Source organism: Methylobacterium sp. 1030 (assembly GCF_040544715.1).
In the GTDB taxonomy this organism is placed as follows: Bacteria; Pseudomonadota; Alphaproteobacteria; order Rhizobiales; family Beijerinckiaceae; genus Methylobacterium.
Window position 1 is genome coordinate 169,879 of sequence record NZ_JBEPKM010000016.1, and the last position, 12,645, is coordinate 182,523.

At 69.3% G+C, this 12,645-nt stretch carries 18 protein-coding genes; 5 read left to right on the plus strand and 13 right to left on the minus strand.

Going from position 1 to position 12,645, the window contains the following annotated elements:
- Position 1: 1 nt before the first annotated feature.
- The 5 genes from fliE to ABIC30_RS22995 all read left to right on the plus strand — a co-directional run bounded on the left by fliE (position 2) and on the right by ABIC30_RS22995 (position 5,540).
- On the plus strand, positions 2-316 hold the full coding sequence (gene fliE / locus ABIC30_RS22975; RefSeq protein WP_012319201.1) for a flagellar hook-basal body complex protein FliE: 315 nt from the start codon (positions 2-4) through the stop codon (positions 314-316).
- A gap of 48 nt (positions 317-364) precedes the next feature.
- Positions 365-631: a flagellar biosynthesis protein FliQ gene (gene fliQ / locus ABIC30_RS22980; RefSeq protein ID WP_012319200.1), complete on the plus strand. Its 267-nt coding sequence runs from the start codon at positions 365-367 to the stop codon at positions 629-631.
- A 51-nt stretch (positions 632-682) separates the two neighbouring features.
- Positions 683-1,444, plus strand: a complete 762-nt coding sequence (gene fliR / locus ABIC30_RS22985; RefSeq protein ID WP_042675345.1) for a flagellar biosynthetic protein FliR — start codon at positions 683-685, stop codon at positions 1,442-1,444.
- A gap of 53 nt (positions 1,445-1,497) precedes the next feature.
- Positions 1,498-2,565 carry a flagellar biosynthesis protein FlhB gene (gene flhB, locus ABIC30_RS22990; RefSeq protein WP_020094251.1) on the plus strand — a complete coding sequence of 356 codons (1,068 nt, stop codon included), beginning with the start codon at positions 1,498-1,500 and terminating at the stop codon, positions 2,563-2,565.
- Positions 2,566-2,744: 179 nt separating this feature from the next.
- On the plus strand, positions 2,745-5,540 hold the full coding sequence (locus ABIC30_RS22995; RefSeq protein ID WP_081636496.1) for a hybrid sensor histidine kinase/response regulator: 2,796 nt from the start codon (positions 2,745-2,747) through the stop codon (positions 5,538-5,540).
- Between the two features lie 123 nt (positions 5,541-5,663).
- Here the strand turns inward: ABIC30_RS22995 and recA are convergent, their stop codons facing one another.
- The 13 genes from recA to ABIC30_RS23060 form a co-directional block, all read right to left on the minus strand.
- Positions 5,664-6,725 carry a recombinase RecA gene (recA, locus tag ABIC30_RS23000; RefSeq protein WP_376738928.1) on the minus strand — a complete coding sequence of 354 codons (1,062 nt, stop codon included), beginning with the start codon at positions 6,723-6,725 and terminating at the stop codon, positions 5,664-5,666.
- Positions 6,726-7,242: 517 nt separating this feature from the next.
- Complete coding sequence (rpsQ, locus tag ABIC30_RS23005) at positions 7,243-7,506, minus strand: 30S ribosomal protein S17 (protein WP_020094254.1); 264 nt, start codon at positions 7,504-7,506, stop codon at positions 7,243-7,245.
- A 21-nt stretch (positions 7,507-7,527) separates the two neighbouring features.
- Positions 7,528-7,743: a 50S ribosomal protein L29 gene (gene rpmC, locus ABIC30_RS23010; protein WP_020094255.1), complete on the minus strand. Its 216-nt coding sequence runs from the start codon at positions 7,741-7,743 to the stop codon at positions 7,528-7,530.
- A 12-nt stretch (positions 7,744-7,755) separates the two neighbouring features.
- Positions 7,756-8,169, minus strand: a complete 414-nt coding sequence (gene rplP / locus ABIC30_RS23015; protein WP_012319193.1) for a 50S ribosomal protein L16 — start codon at positions 8,167-8,169, stop codon at positions 7,756-7,758.
- An 11-nt stretch (positions 8,170-8,180) separates the two neighbouring features.
- Entirely contained in the window at positions 8,181-8,927 is a 747-nt protein-coding gene (gene rpsC, locus ABIC30_RS23020; protein ID WP_012319192.1) for a 30S ribosomal protein S3, read from the minus strand.
- A gap of 10 nt (positions 8,928-8,937) precedes the next feature.
- Complete coding sequence (rplV, locus tag ABIC30_RS23025) at positions 8,938-9,324, minus strand: 50S ribosomal protein L22 (RefSeq protein ID WP_012319191.1); 387 nt, start codon at positions 9,322-9,324, stop codon at positions 8,938-8,940.
- A 1-nt stretch (position 9,325) separates the two neighbouring features.
- Positions 9,326-9,604, minus strand: a complete 279-nt coding sequence (gene rpsS / locus ABIC30_RS23030) for a 30S ribosomal protein S19 (RefSeq protein WP_012319190.1) — start codon at positions 9,602-9,604, stop codon at positions 9,326-9,328.
- Positions 9,605-9,609: 5 nt separating this feature from the next.
- Positions 9,610-10,446, minus strand: coding sequence for a 50S ribosomal protein L2 (gene rplB, locus ABIC30_RS23035; protein WP_020094256.1), 837 nt, complete (start codon positions 10,444-10,446; stop codon positions 9,610-9,612).
- A 25-nt stretch (positions 10,447-10,471) separates the two neighbouring features.
- Positions 10,472-10,768, minus strand: coding sequence for a 50S ribosomal protein L23 (locus ABIC30_RS23040; RefSeq protein WP_020094257.1), 297 nt, complete (start codon positions 10,766-10,768; stop codon positions 10,472-10,474).
- A complete protein-coding gene (gene rplD, locus ABIC30_RS23045; protein WP_020094258.1) occupies positions 10,765-11,385 on the minus strand; it encodes a 50S ribosomal protein L4 in 621 nt (206 codons plus the stop codon). Before rplD ends, ABIC30_RS23040 begins: the two co-directional genes overlap by 4 nt.
- Positions 11,385-12,110 carry a 50S ribosomal protein L3 gene (gene rplC / locus ABIC30_RS23050; protein ID WP_020094259.1) on the minus strand — a complete coding sequence of 242 codons (726 nt, stop codon included), beginning with the start codon at positions 12,108-12,110 and terminating at the stop codon, positions 11,385-11,387. The genes rplD and rplC overlap by 1 nt, the downstream gene beginning before the upstream one ends.
- A 51-nt stretch (positions 12,111-12,161) precedes the next feature.
- Positions 12,162-12,470 carry a 30S ribosomal protein S10 gene (gene rpsJ / locus ABIC30_RS23055; protein WP_007569268.1) on the minus strand — a complete coding sequence of 103 codons (309 nt, stop codon included), beginning with the start codon at positions 12,468-12,470 and terminating at the stop codon, positions 12,162-12,164.
- A gap of 80 nt (positions 12,471-12,550) precedes the next feature.
- Positions 12,551-12,645 (minus strand): EF-Tu C-terminal domain-related protein (locus ABIC30_RS23060; RefSeq protein WP_454102806.1); only part of this gene is annotated, 95 nt, incomplete at its 5' end.

A 12,645-nucleotide genomic window follows, 5' to 3' on the forward strand; every position in this document is an offset into this window, starting at 1 on the left:
GATGGCTTCGAGCAACTTCGCGGCGGGTGCCTACGCGGCCGTCCAGGGCCTCGCCGGCGGCCGGCCCGCCCCCCGGGTGCAGCCGACGACCGGCACCGGCACCGATTTCATGCAGATGCTCGGGCAGACCCTGGACAGCGTCGGCGATGCCGGCCGTCGGGCCGATTCCCAGGCCGTCTCCGCGGCCGCCGGCAAGGCCAACGTCGTGGACGTGGTCACCGCGGTCGCCGAGAGCGAGACCGCCCTGCAGACCATGGTGGCGGTGCGCGACCGCATGATCTCCGCCTACGAGGAGATCATGCGGATGCAGATCTGACCGGCCGACCGTTTCGCCGCCCGCTCCCCCCGCACAGATCGCACCCCCATGACCGGCCTCGCCATCCTCGACATCGCCCGCGACGGCATCTTCGTTTTCCTCAAGGTGGCCGGGCCCCTGATGCTGGTCGCGCTCGCGGTCGGCCTCGCCGTGTCCCTGGTCCAGGCCCTGACGCAGATCCAGGAGCAGACGCTGATCTACGTGCCCAAGGTCGTGGCGGTGTTCGCCGCGCTCCTGCTGATGCTGCCCTTCATGGGCGACGCCATGGCCGGCTACATGACCCGCATCGCCGCCCGCATCGCGGCCGGCGGCTGATGCGCCCGCCGGCCGGGACAGGCCCGGCCCCCGCGTGCCATAGGGGCCGCGATGAACCTGCTCCTGCCCGGCATCGCCTCGGCCTACCTGATCACCTTCGCGCGCATCGGCACGCTGATCATGCTGATGCCGGGGATCGGCGAGCAGACGGTGTCGCCGCGCCTGCGCCTCGCCTTCGCGCTGCTCACGTCCCTGGTGCTGTTCCCGACCGTGCGTCCGCTGCTCGGCGGCACGGAGGGCGTGGCCGGCCCGCGGCTGATCGGGCTCCTGTTCGGCGAGACGATCATCGGGCTGGTGCTCGGCCTCACGGTGCGGATGATCCTCGCCGCCCTTCAGACCGCCGGGGTGATCATCTCGGCGCAGGTCGGGCTGTCCTACGCGATGACGGTGGATCCGAGCCAGGGCGGCCAGCAGGTGGCGATCGGCAACTTCCTGTCGTTGCTCGGGATCACGCTGATCTTCGCCGCGGACCTGCACCATCTCGCCATCGAGGGCGTGGCCCGCAGCTACGTGGTGCTGCCCCCCGACGGCGTGCCGTCCTTCTCGGACGCGCTGATGCTGGCCACGAAGGCGCTGGCCCGGGGCTTCACCCTGGCGGTGCAGATCGCCGGCCCGTTCATCGCCTTCGGGATCCTGTTCAACCTGGGTCTCGGCGTGCTGTCGCGGCTGATGCCTCAGATGCAGGTGTTCTTCCTGGCGGTCCCGGCCTCGGTGCTGATCGGCATGCTGCTGCTGATGGGCTGCCTCGGCGTCATGATGGGCGTCTTCCTGGACGACCTGGGCCGGTATCTCGGGGATTACGTCGGCCGCTGAGCGGCCGGACCGCCCGTGCCCCGACGATGCCCACGCTCTGAGCCCGACGCGCGATGGCCGACGATACCGACGACGAGGACAAGACCGAGGAGCCGTCCCAACGACGGCTCGATCAGGCGATCGAGCGCGGCGACGTCGCGACCAGCACCGAGATCAACACCTTCGCGATACTGGCCGCGTTCACCCTGGCGCTGCTGGTCGCGGCCCCGACCATCGCCACGAACCTGCTGCACGGGCTCAAGGCCTACCTCGCCAACGCCCATACCCTGCCGGACGACGCCACGGCCATGAAGGCGGCCATGACGCGCGGCCTGTGGCTGTGGCTCCAGGCGGTGGCGGTGCCGGTCGGGCTGGCGGTCGTGGCCGGGCTGGCCGCGGGGCTCCTGCAGCACCCGCTGGTCTTCTCCGCCGAGACGCTGATGCCGAAATTCTCGCGCCTCTCGCCGATGGCGGGCGTGAAGCGCCTCCTCGGCGTCGAGGCCCTGTTCCAGTTCGGCAAGGGGCTGGCGAAGATCGCCGCCGTGGGCGTGGTCGGCGCGGTGATGCTGTGGAACGACCGCGACCGGCTGGAAGTGTTCGCCCAGCTGGACCCGGCCGCCTCCATGCCGGCGATCCTGTCCCTCAGCCTGAAGCTGCTCGCCGGCATGCTGTGCATGCACCTCGCGATCACCCTCGGCGACGCGCTCTACGCGCGGTTCCGCTGGCGCAAGCGCCACCGGATGTCGAAGGAGGAGCTGAAGCAGGAGATGAAGGAGTCGGAGGGCAATCCCGAGGTGAAGGGTCGCCTGAAGCAGCTCCGGATGGCCCGGGTGAAGAAGCGCATGATGGCCGCGGTCCCCACCGCCACCGTCGTGGTGACGAACCCCACCCACTACGCGGTGGCACTGCGCTACGAGACCGGCATGGCCGCGCCGGTCTGCGTGGCCAAGGGCGTCGACGCGCTCGCCCTGCGCATCCGCGCGGTGGCGGCCGAGCACGGGGTCGCGGTGATCGAGAACCCGCCGCTCGCCCGGGCGCTCCACGCCACCGTGGAGATCGACCGGGAGATCCCGGCCGAGCACTACCGCGCGGTGGCGGAGGTCATCGGGTTCGTGCTGCGCCTGCGGAGACGGGCGGCGTAGCCCCGCGCGATCCGCGCGCCGCGCCGTCTCGCCGAACGCCCGGTGGGGCGAAAGCCACGCTTCCTCCACCTTTTTTCGCGAGGCTGTGTCAAGGCTTGGCGCGACGAGACTGATGCCGCGCCCCGCATGTCCTGATATGGCCGGCGGACTAACCGGGTGACTGTTCTGGAATGAAGCCGATGGCCGACGTCACTGGACCTCCGGCGCCCGCCGCGGGCCCGCAGAATTCGGGTCCCCCGGTCGCGCAGGCCTCGTCCCTGCTGGGAACGGGCTCGATCGACCGCTCGGAACAGCCGGGCCGGGTCGGCCTGCTCCTCGTGCTCGCCGGCCTGCTGGTCGGCGCGGCCATCGGCCTGTCCTTCGTGGCCAACGAGCAGGCCCAGTCGCTGATCGTCTGGCTGCTGGCCCTGCTGGCCATGGCGGGCGTGTTCTTCCTGTTCGCCCTCGCCATCGGGGCGCTCCAGCTCAGCGGCAGCGCCGCCCGGGACGACATCACCAAGGGCATCGTCGACGCCTCGCCGGACGGCCAGCTGGTCGTCGAGGACGGCGGCCGGCTGATCTACGCCAACGAGGCCTATCTCCGGATCGCCAGCGGCGACACCTTCTCCAACCTCGTGCCGGTGGAGCGCATCCTCGTCGGCTCGCCGGAGGTCTCCGAGGCGGTCTACCGCCTGTCGCAGGCCTCACGCGACGCCCGGGCCCACACCGAGGAGGTGCGGATGTCGCCGCCCCTCGGCCCCACGGCCGGCGAGCGCGGCTTCGGCTGGTACCGGGTCTCGGTGCGGCCCCTCGCGCGCCCGCGCCGGTCGGCCTCCCTCTGGACGGTGGCCGACATCACTGCCGAGCGGGAGCGGCAGGAGAACGTCTTCCAGGAGCTCCAGCACGCCATCGACTACCTCGACCACGCCCCGGCGGGCTTCCTGTCGATCGATCCGGCGGGCGCCATCGTCTACATGAACGCGACCCTGGCGGCCTGGCTCGGCTACGACCTCGCCAGCGTCGGCCCCGGCGGCCCGCACCTCACCGAGATCGCCCCGGAGGCGGACGTGCTGGTGCGCACGGCCGGCCTGCCGGGCGAGGTCCGCACCGACCGCTTCGACCTCGACCTGCGCCGCCGCAACGGTCACACCCTGCCGGTCCGGCTCTACCACCGGGTCGCCTTCGGCAAGGACGGCAAGCCCGGCTCGTCGCGGACCTTCGTGATCAACCGCTCCGCCGGGGCCGAGACCGACGAGCCGCAGCGCGCCGCCGAGGTCCGGCTCGCCCGCTTCCTCAACAACTCGCCGATCGCCATCGCGACCCTCGACAGCGGCGGCCGGATCGCCCGCGCCAACGCCTCGTTCACGCGCCTGTTCGGCACGGTCCCGCGGCAGGCCGACGACGGCGCCCCGGACGGGGAGGGTGTCCCGCGGGTCGAGCCCAACGTCGCCGACTCGGTGGCCGACCGGACCGCCCTGGAGGCCGGGCTCGCCCGCGCCGCGAGCGGGCGGACGGATCCGGAGCCCATCGAGGTCCAGCTCAACGGGCCCGGCGGCCGCTCGGCCCGGGTCTGGCTCAGCCCGGCCGACGGCGGCGATGCCGGCCAGCAGACCGACGAGGCCGAGCGGGTGATCCTCTACGCCCTCGACACGACGGCGCAGCGCCAGCTGGAGCAGCAGGTCGCCCAGGCCCAGAAAATGAACGCGGTCGGCCAGCTCGCCGGCGGCATCGCGCACGACTTCAACAACGTCCTGCAGGCGATCATCGGCTACTCGGACCTGCTGCTCGCGAGCCACCGGCCGACCGACCCGGCCTTCCAGGACATCATGCAGATCAAGCAGAACGCCAACCGGGCGGCGGGCCTCGTCCGCCAGCTCCTGGCGTTCTCCCGCCGGCAGACGCTGCGCCCGGAGGTGATGAATGTCGGGGAGGCGCTCTCCGAGCTGACCCTCCTCCTCAAGCGGCTGCTCGGCGAGCGCGTCGCGCTGGAGCTGAAGCACGGCCGCGAGGTCTGGCCCGTGAAGGCCGACGTCAACCAGTTCGAGCAGGTGATCGTCAATCTGGCGGTCAACGCCCGCGACGCCATGCCGGAGGGCGGCAAGCTGATGATCCGCACCGAGAACGTCTCCGATCCGGGGGCGGCCGCCGGGGCGGAGGGGCGCGGTGGGGCGCCGGCGGGCGACCACGTGCTGATCGAGGTGCGCGACACCGGCCAGGGCATCCCGCCCGAGCTGATGGAGAAGATCTTCGAGCCGTTTTTCACCACCAAGGAGATCGGCAAGGGCACCGGCCTCGGGCTCTCGACGGTGTTCGGCATCGTCAAGCAGTCCGGCGGCACCATCGACGTGCAGTCGAAGGTCGGGGAGGGCACGGCCTTCCGCATCTACCTGCCGCGTCACGTGCCCGTGGCGGAGCCCGAGGAGGTGCCGGTCGCGGCCGCCGAGCCGGCACTTCCGCGCGCGGAGCCGCTCGCGCCGGCTTCCACCACCGCCCATCCCGATTCCGGGTCGGACGCCAAGCCGGTCACCGCGCCGGCCGCGGGCGGCGACGCCGCTGTGCCGAACGGGAAGACGCCGCCCGCCAAGGTCGACAAGCCGGCGCCGCGCAAGCCCGCCGCCGATCATACGGGGCAGGGGACCATCCTGCTCGTCGAGGACGAGGACCCGGTGCGGGCGGTCAACAGCCGGGCGCTCTCGGCCCGCGGCTACACGGTGCTGGAGGCGGCCTCGGGCCTCGAGGCCCTGGCGATCGTCCGCGAGGGCGCGCAGACCATCGATCTCGTCGTCTCCGACGTGGTCATGCCCGAGATGGACGGCCCGACGCTCCTGCGGGAGGTGCGCAAGCATCAGCCCGACCTGAAGGTGATCTTCGTGTCCGGCTACGCCGAGGACGCGTTCCGCAAGAACCTGCCCGAGGGCGAGACCTTCAACTTCCTGCCCAAGCCCTTCAGCCTGAAGCAGCTCGTCGAGACCGTGAAGAAGACGATGGCGGACTGACCGGCCCCTCGCTTCCGCTCACCGTCGCTCAACGAAGAGCGGCCCCGGAGAGACTCCGGGGCCGCGCATCTTCGAACGTCGCCAAGTCCGCCGCGCGCCGTCGCCGGCCCGCGGCGGCGCGGCCTAGGCCTCGCCCTCGTCGAGATCGTCCGCCGTCGGCGCGGCGTTCTCAAGGATCTTCTCGGCGACCAGACCGGAATTCTGCCGGATCGAGCCCTCGATCTCGGCGGCGATCTTCGGGTTGTCGCGCAGGAAGCCCTTCGAGTTCTCGCGACCCTGGCCGAGGCGCTGGCTGTTGTACGAGAACCAGGCGCCGGACTTCTCGACGATGCCGGCCTTCACGCCGAGGTCGATCAGCTCGCCGACCTTCGACACGCCCTCGCCGAACATGATGTCGAACTCGACCTGCTTGAAGGGCGGCGCGACCTTGTTCTTCACCACCTTGACGCGGACCTGGTTGCCGATCGCCTCGTCGCGGTCCTTCAGGGTCGAGATGCGGCGGATGTCGAGGCGAACCGAGGCGTAGAACTTGAGGGCGTTGCCGCCCGTGGTCGTCTCGGGGCTGCCGTACATGACGCCGATCTTCATCCGGATCTGGTTGATGAAGATGACCATGCAGTTCGAGCGCGAGATCGAGCCGGTCAGCTTGCGCAGGGCCTGGCTCATCAGGCGGGCCTGGAGGCCCGGCTGGCTCTCGCCCATCTCGCCCTCGATCTCGGCCCGCGGGGTCAGCGCGGCCACCGAATCGACCACCAGCACGTCGATGGCGCCCGAGCGCACCAGCGTGTCGGTGATCTCGAGCGCCTGCTCACCCGTGTCGGGCTGGGAGATCAGCAGGTCGTCGAGGTTCACGCCGAGCTTGCGGGCGTAGACCGGGTCGAGGGCGTGCTCGGCATCCACGAAGGCGCAGACGCCGCCCTTCTTCTGGGCCTCCGCGATCGTGTGGAGCGCCAGCGTCGTCTTGCCGGACGATTCCGGACCGTAGATCTCGATCACCCGGCCGCGCGGCAGGCCGCCGACGCCGAGCGCGATGTCGAGGCCCAGCGAGCCGGTCGAGACGGTCTCGACCTCCTGGACCTTGTCGTTCTTGCCGAGCCGCATGATCGAGCCCTTGCCGAAGGCGCGCTCGATCTGAGCCAGGGCAGCGTCAATGGCCTTGGACTTGTCCTTGTCCACCGGGGGCATGTCGACCACTTTCAATGCGGGCTGGGCCATCTGGCGGGCTCCTTATGAAGGGGTTGGACGCAGTTCACAACGCGCGTCGCCACCGCCTTTATGTACCCGTTTTGTTCTCAGCCAGCAAGGCCGGAACGCCGTTTTGCTGGACGCAAGTCACGAAATCCCGGCTCGAGCCCCGGATGCCCCGCGACAGCAATCCAATCCGGTAATCGCCCGCGAGGACCCGTACGAACGCCGACACAACGCGCCGGGACGGGACGACCGCCAGCCGCAATGGCGACGCCTCCCGCGGTCCCGCAGCAGGCTCGGCCCGCCGGCGACCAGGACCCAACCGCCAGACATGCCGCCGAAAACGACGACGCCCGGCACGAATCCGGCTCTCGCGAGTCGAATTGCGTCCGGGCGTTCGTCGTACCGGTCGCCGGGCATCCCCGGGATGGTCACCCCAAAGGAGGCACCATCCCGCGACGCCGCGGGCCGGGATCTGGCGGACGCGGAGACCGCAGCCGCCGGGATCCCGGGATCAGGCGGCCTCGCCGGCCTCGGCCTGGGCGGCCTCGCCCTCGACCAGCTTCCAGGTCTTGGTCTTGGAGAACGGACGGCACTCCTCGATGAACACCGTCTGCCCGACCTTGGCGACGTTGCCCTCGTCGTGCGCGTGGTAGTTCTTCGACCGCCGCACGGTCTTCTTCATCACCGGGTGCGTGAAGCGGCGCTCCACCTTCACCACGATGGTCTTCTCACCCTTGTCGCTGACGACGGTGCCCTGCAGGATGCGCTTCGGCATGGTTGTCTCCTAAAACCCGCCTCAGCCCTTGGCCTGCTGCAGCGTCTTGGAACGCTGCAGAGTCCGGACACGGGCGATGTCGCGACGGACCTCGCGGACGCGGGCGACGTTCTCGAGCTGGCCGGTGGCCCCCTGGAAGCGCAGGTTGAACTGCTCCTTCTTGAGGTTGATCAGCTCGTCATTCAGCTGATCCGGCGACAGCGCCTTCAGATCAGACAGTCTCTGGGTCGACTTCACGATATCCTCCGTTCAGTCGGCGATGCGCTGGACGACCCGCGTGCGGATCGGGAGCTTCGCGGCGCCGAGGCGGAGCGCCTCCTTGGCGATGTTCTCGGCAACGCCGTCGACCTCGAACATGATCCGGCCGGGATGAACCCGGGCCGCCCAGTAATCCGGGGCGCCCTTACCGGAGCCCATACGGACCTCGGTCGGCTTCGACGAGACCGGGACGTCCGGGAACACCCGGATCCAGACGCGGCCCTGGCGCTTCATCTCGCGGGTGATCGCGCGGCGGGCCGCCTCGATCTGGCGGGCGGTGACGCGCTCGGGCTCCACCGCCTTCAGGCCGAACTGGCCGAAGTTCAGCTCGAAGCCGCCCTTGGCCGCACCGTGGATGCGGCCCTTGAACTGCTTGCGGAAGCGGGTCTTTTTCGGTTGCAGCATGGCTTCCTACCTTACGCGTGCTCGCGCTCGCGGCGTCCGCGCTCGCGGCCGCCCTCGCCATCGCGCTCACGGCGTCCGCCGGAGCGGCCGCCCTCTTCCTGGGCCTTCTTGTCCTGGGCCATCGGGTCGTGCTCGAGGATCTCGCCCTTGAACACCCACACCTTGATGCCGCAGGTGCCGTAGGTCGTGAACGCCGTAGCGGTCCCGTAGTCGACATCGGCGCGCAGCGTGTGCAGCGGGACGCGGCCCTCGCGGTACCATTCCTGGCGGGCGATCTCGGCGCCGCCGAGACGGCCCGAGCAGTTGATCCGGATGCCCTCGGCGCCCAGACGCATGGCCGACTGCACGGCCCGCTTCATGGCACGCCGGAAGGCGACGCGGCGCTCGAGCTGCTGGGCGATCGAGTCGGCCACCAGGGTGGCGTCGATCTCGGGCTTGCGCACCTCGACGATGTTGATGGTCACGTCGGCCTTCGTCATCGTGCCGACGAGCTTGCGCAGCTTCTCGATGTCCGCGCCCTTCTTGCCGATCACCACGCCCGGACGACCCGAGTGGATGGTGACCCGGCACTTCCGGTGCGGGCGCTCGATGACGATCTTGGAGACCGCCGCCTGCTTGAGCTGCTTCATGAGGGCGGCGCGGATCGCGACGTCCTCGTGCATGAGCTTCGCGTAGTCGCCCTTGTTGGCGAACCAGCGGGAATCCCAGGTCCGGTTGATGCCGAGCCGGAGACCGATCGGGTTGACTTTCTGACCCATCAGATCCTCCTCAAGCCGCTTCGGCTTGGCGGACTTCGCGAACCACGATGGTGAGGTTCGAGAAGGGCTTCAGGATGCGCGCGCCGCGGCCGCGGGCGCGAGCGTGGAAACGCTTGAGAACCAGCGCCTTGCCCACGAAGGCCTGGGACACGACGAGGTCGTCGACGTCCAGGTCGTGGTTGTTCTCGGCGTTGGCGATGGCGCTCTCGAGGCACTTCTTGACCTCGGTCGAGATCCGCTTGCGCGAGAACTGCAACTCGGCGAGCGCCGTGTCGACCTTCTTGCCGCGGATCATCTGCGCCACGAGGTTGAGCTTCTGCGGGCTGACGCGCAGCATGCGCGCGACGGCCTTCGCCTCGTTCTCGGGGAGCGCGCGGGGGGTGGCTTGCTTGCCCATCTCAGCGCCTCTTCGCCTTCTTGTCGGCCGCGTGGCCCGGGAAGGTGCGGGTCGGCGAGAACTCGCCGAACTTGTGCCCGACCATCTCCTCGGTGACGTAGACCGGGATGTGCTTCTGCCCGTTGTGCACACCGAAGGTGAGCCCGACGAACTGCGGGAGGATCGTGGAGCGGCGGCTCCAGATCTTGATGACCTCGGAGCGCGAGGAGCCCCGCGCCGCCTCGGCCTTCTTGAAGAGGTAGCCGTCGACGAACGGCCCCTTCCAGAGAGAGCGTGCCATAGCGATTACTTCTTGCGGTTGTGGCGGCTGGACAGGATGAACACGTCGGTCCGCTTGTTGGACCGGGTCTTCTTCCCCTTGGTGGGCACACCCCAGGGCGTGACCGGGTTGCGGCCGCCCGAGGTGCGACCCTCGCCGCCGCCGTGCGGATGGTCGACCGGGTTCATCGCCACACCGCGGTTGTGCGGGCGCTTGCCGAGCCAACGGTTGCGCCCGGCCTTGCCGAGCGAAATGTTCATGTGGTCCGGGTTCGAGACCGCGCCGACGCTGGCGAAGCACTGGCCGTGGACCAGGCGCTGCTCGCCCGAGTTCAGGCGGAGCGTCACGTAGCCCTGGTCGCGGCCGACGATCTGCGCGTAGTTGCCGGCCGAGCGGGCGATCGCGCCGCCCTTGCCGATCTTCAGCTCGACATTGTGGACGATCGTGCCTACCGGCATCGAGCCGACCGGAGCGGCGTTGCCCGGCTTGATGTCGACGCTCTCGCCGGCCACCACCTTGTCGCCCGGCTGCAGGCGCTGCGGGGCCAGGATGTAGCTCTGCTTCCCGTCGGGGAAGTTGATCAGCGCGATGAACGCCGTGCGGTTCGGATCGTACTCGATCCGCTCCACCGTGGCGGCGACGCCGAGCTGCTCGCGACGCTTGAAATCGACGTTGCGCAGCACGCGCTTGTGGCCGCCGCCGCGGAAGCGGACGGTGATGCGGCCGAGATTGTTGCGGCCGCCGGAGGACGACTTGCCCTCCGTCAGCGCCTTCACCGGCTTGCCCTTGTAGAGCTCACGGCGGTCGACGAGCACGAGCTGGCGCAGGCTCGGCGTGACCGGTTTGAATGTCTTCAAGGCCATCGGCTTGGATCCCTAAATCCCGTCCTCAGAGCCCGGTCGTGACGTCGATCGAGTGGCCCTCGGCCAGGGTCACGATCGCCTTCTTCACGTCGGAGCGCTGTCCGCGGAGACCGCGGAAAATCTTCTTCTTACCCTTGGTGACAAGGGTGTTCACGGCCGTGACCTTCACGTCGAACAGCTTCTCGACGGCCTCCTTGATCTGAGGCTTCGTCGCCTTGGGGGCGACGCGGAAGACGACCTTGTTCTGCTCGGTCAGGTTGGTCGCCTTCTCGGTGATGACCGGGGAGACGACGATGTCGTAGTGGCGCGGATCGGCACTCATTTGAAACGCTCCTCCAGCGCGTCGACGGCAGCCTTCGTCAGGACGAGCGTGTCGCGGCGCAGGATGTCGTAGACGTTGATGCCCTGCACGGGCAGCACGTCGATCTGCGGGATGGCGCGGGCGGCCCGGCCGAAATTCACGTCGACCTCGGCACCGCCGATGATCAGCGCGTTCGAGAGGCCCATCTTGCCGAAGCGCTCGATGAGACCCTTGGTCTTGTGATCCTCGATCTTGATGTCGTCGACGACGATCAGGGTCGAGGCCTTGGCCTTGGCCGACAGGGCGTGGCGCAACGCCAGCGCGCGGACCTTCTTGGGCAGGTCGTGGCTGTGGTCGCGCGGCACGGGGCCGAAGGCGCGCCCGCCGCCGCGGAACTGCGGCGCCGAGGCCGCGCCGTGGCGGGCGTTACCGGTGCCCTTCTGCTTGTAGAGCTTCTTGCGGGTCCGGTTCACGTCCGAGCGGTTCTGCACGGCGTGGGTACCGGCGCGCCGCTTGGCGAGCTGCCAGCGGACCATGCGTTGCAGCAGGTCGGCGCGCGGCTCCAGGCCGAAGATCTCTTCGTTCAGCTCGACCGAGCCGGCGCCGGCACCGTCGAGGGTTTTGATATCGAGCTTCATCACGCGGTCTCCTCAGCCGCAGGGGCCTCGGTCGCCGGGGCGGAGGCGCCGTTCTCGCGGAACTTGCCCGGCAGCGGAACGTCGGCGGGGAGCTTGCGCTTCACCGCGTCGCGGATCTGGATCCAGCCGCCGGCGACGCCCGGGACCGCGCCCTCGACCAAGATCAGGCCGCGCTCGGGATCGGTGCGCACGACGCGCAGGTTCTGGGTGGTGACCCGCTCGACGCCGAGGTGACCCGGCATCTTCTTGTTCTTGAAGGTCTTGCCCGGGTCCTGGCGGCCGCCGGTCGAACCGATCGAGCGGTGCGAGATCGACACGCCGTGGGTGGCGCGCAGGCCGCCGAAGTTCCAGCGCTTGATACCGCCGGCGAAGCCCTTACCGGTCGTGGTGCCGGTGACATCCACGAACTGGCCGGGGATGAAGTGGTCCGCGGTGATCTCGGCGCCGACCGGGATCAGCGCGTCCTCGGACACGCGGAACTCGGCGAGCTTCTTCTTCGGCTCGACCTTGGCGACCGCGAAGCGACCCCGCTCGGCGGCCGAGACGTTCTTGACCTTGGCCTTGCCGACGCCGACCTGCAGCGCAACGTAGCCGTTCTTCTCGACGGTGCGGTGGGCAACCACCTGGCACTGATCGATCTTGAGCACGGTGACGGGGACATGCTCCCCCGCGTCCGTGAAGACGCGGGTCATGCCGACCTTCTGTGCGATGACGCCTGAGCGCATAGGTTCTCTCCCTCGCGCGATGAAACGGTAAGCTCTAAGTCCTCAGCGGACTCAGAGCTTGATCTCCACGTCCACGCCAGCGGCGAGGTCGAGCTTCATCAGCGCGTCCACGGTCTGAGGCGTCGGATCGACGATATCGAGCACCCGCTTGTGCGTGCGCATCTCGAACTGCTCGCGCGACTTCTTGTCGATGTGGGGCGAGCGGTTCACGGTGAACTTGGCGATGTGCGTCGGGAGCGGGATCGGGCCGCGGATGGTCGCGCCCGTACGCTTGGCCGTGGAGACAATCTCCTTGGTCGACGCATCGAGGATGCGGTGATCGAACGCCTTGAGGCGAATGCGGATGTTCTGACCGTTCATGATCCTGGAACCTTGAGAGGGACGGCGGGGTACGCGAGGCCTTCACCCCGCCGCGCCCTGCTAAGGATGCTTGCTCGAGCTCAGTCGTTGATGGCGGCGACGACGCCGGCGCCGACGGTGCGGCCGCCCTCGCGGATGGCGAAGCGCAGCTTCTCCTCCATGGCCACCGGCACGA

Coding starts and splice junctions, on each gene's coding strand:
- rplB (WP_020094256.1), bottom strand. CDS start 10,446: ATGGCCTTGAAGACATTCAAACCGGTCACGCCGAGCCTGCGCCAGCTC.
- fliR (WP_042675345.1), top strand. CDS start 683: ATGAACCTGCTCCTGCCCGGCATCGCCTCGGCCTACCTGATCACCTTC.
- ABIC30_RS22995 (WP_081636496.1), top strand. CDS start 2,745: ATGGCCGACGTCACTGGACCTCCGGCGCCCGCCGCGGGCCCGCAGAAT.
- rpsS (WP_012319190.1), bottom strand. CDS start 9,604: ATGGCACGCTCTCTCTGGAAGGGGCCGTTCGTCGACGGCTACCTCTTC.
- rplP (WP_012319193.1), bottom strand. CDS start 8,169: ATGCTGCAACCGAAAAAGACCCGCTTCCGCAAGCAGTTCAAGGGCCGC.
- flhB (WP_020094251.1), top strand. CDS start 1,498: ATGGCCGACGATACCGACGACGAGGACAAGACCGAGGAGCCGTCCCAA.
- fliE (WP_012319201.1), top strand. CDS start 2: ATGGCTTCGAGCAACTTCGCGGCGGGTGCCTACGCGGCCGTCCAGGGC.
- rpsQ (WP_020094254.1), bottom strand. CDS start 7,506: ATGCCGAAGCGCATCCTGCAGGGCACCGTCGTCAGCGACAAGGGTGAG.
- rplD (WP_020094258.1), bottom strand. CDS start 11,385: ATGAAGCTCGATATCAAAACCCTCGACGGTGCCGGCGCCGGCTCGGTC.
- recA (WP_376738928.1), bottom strand. CDS start 6,725: ATGCCCCCGGTGGACAAGGACAAGTCCAAGGCCATTGACGCTGCCCTG.
- fliQ (WP_012319200.1), top strand. CDS start 365: ATGACCGGCCTCGCCATCCTCGACATCGCCCGCGACGGCATCTTCGTT.
- rplC (WP_020094259.1), bottom strand. CDS start 12,110: ATGCGCTCAGGCGTCATCGCACAGAAGGTCGGCATGACCCGCGTCTTC.
- rplV (WP_012319191.1), bottom strand. CDS start 9,324: ATGGGCAAGCAAGCCACCCCCCGCGCGCTCCCCGAGAACGAGGCGAAG.
- ABIC30_RS23040 (WP_020094257.1), bottom strand. CDS start 10,768: ATGAGTGCCGATCCGCGCCACTACGACATCGTCGTCTCCCCGGTCATC.
- rpsJ (WP_007569268.1), bottom strand. CDS start 12,470: ATGAACGGTCAGAACATCCGCATTCGCCTCAAGGCGTTCGATCACCGC.
- rpsC (WP_012319192.1), bottom strand. CDS start 8,927: ATGGGTCAGAAAGTCAACCCGATCGGTCTCCGGCTCGGCATCAACCGG.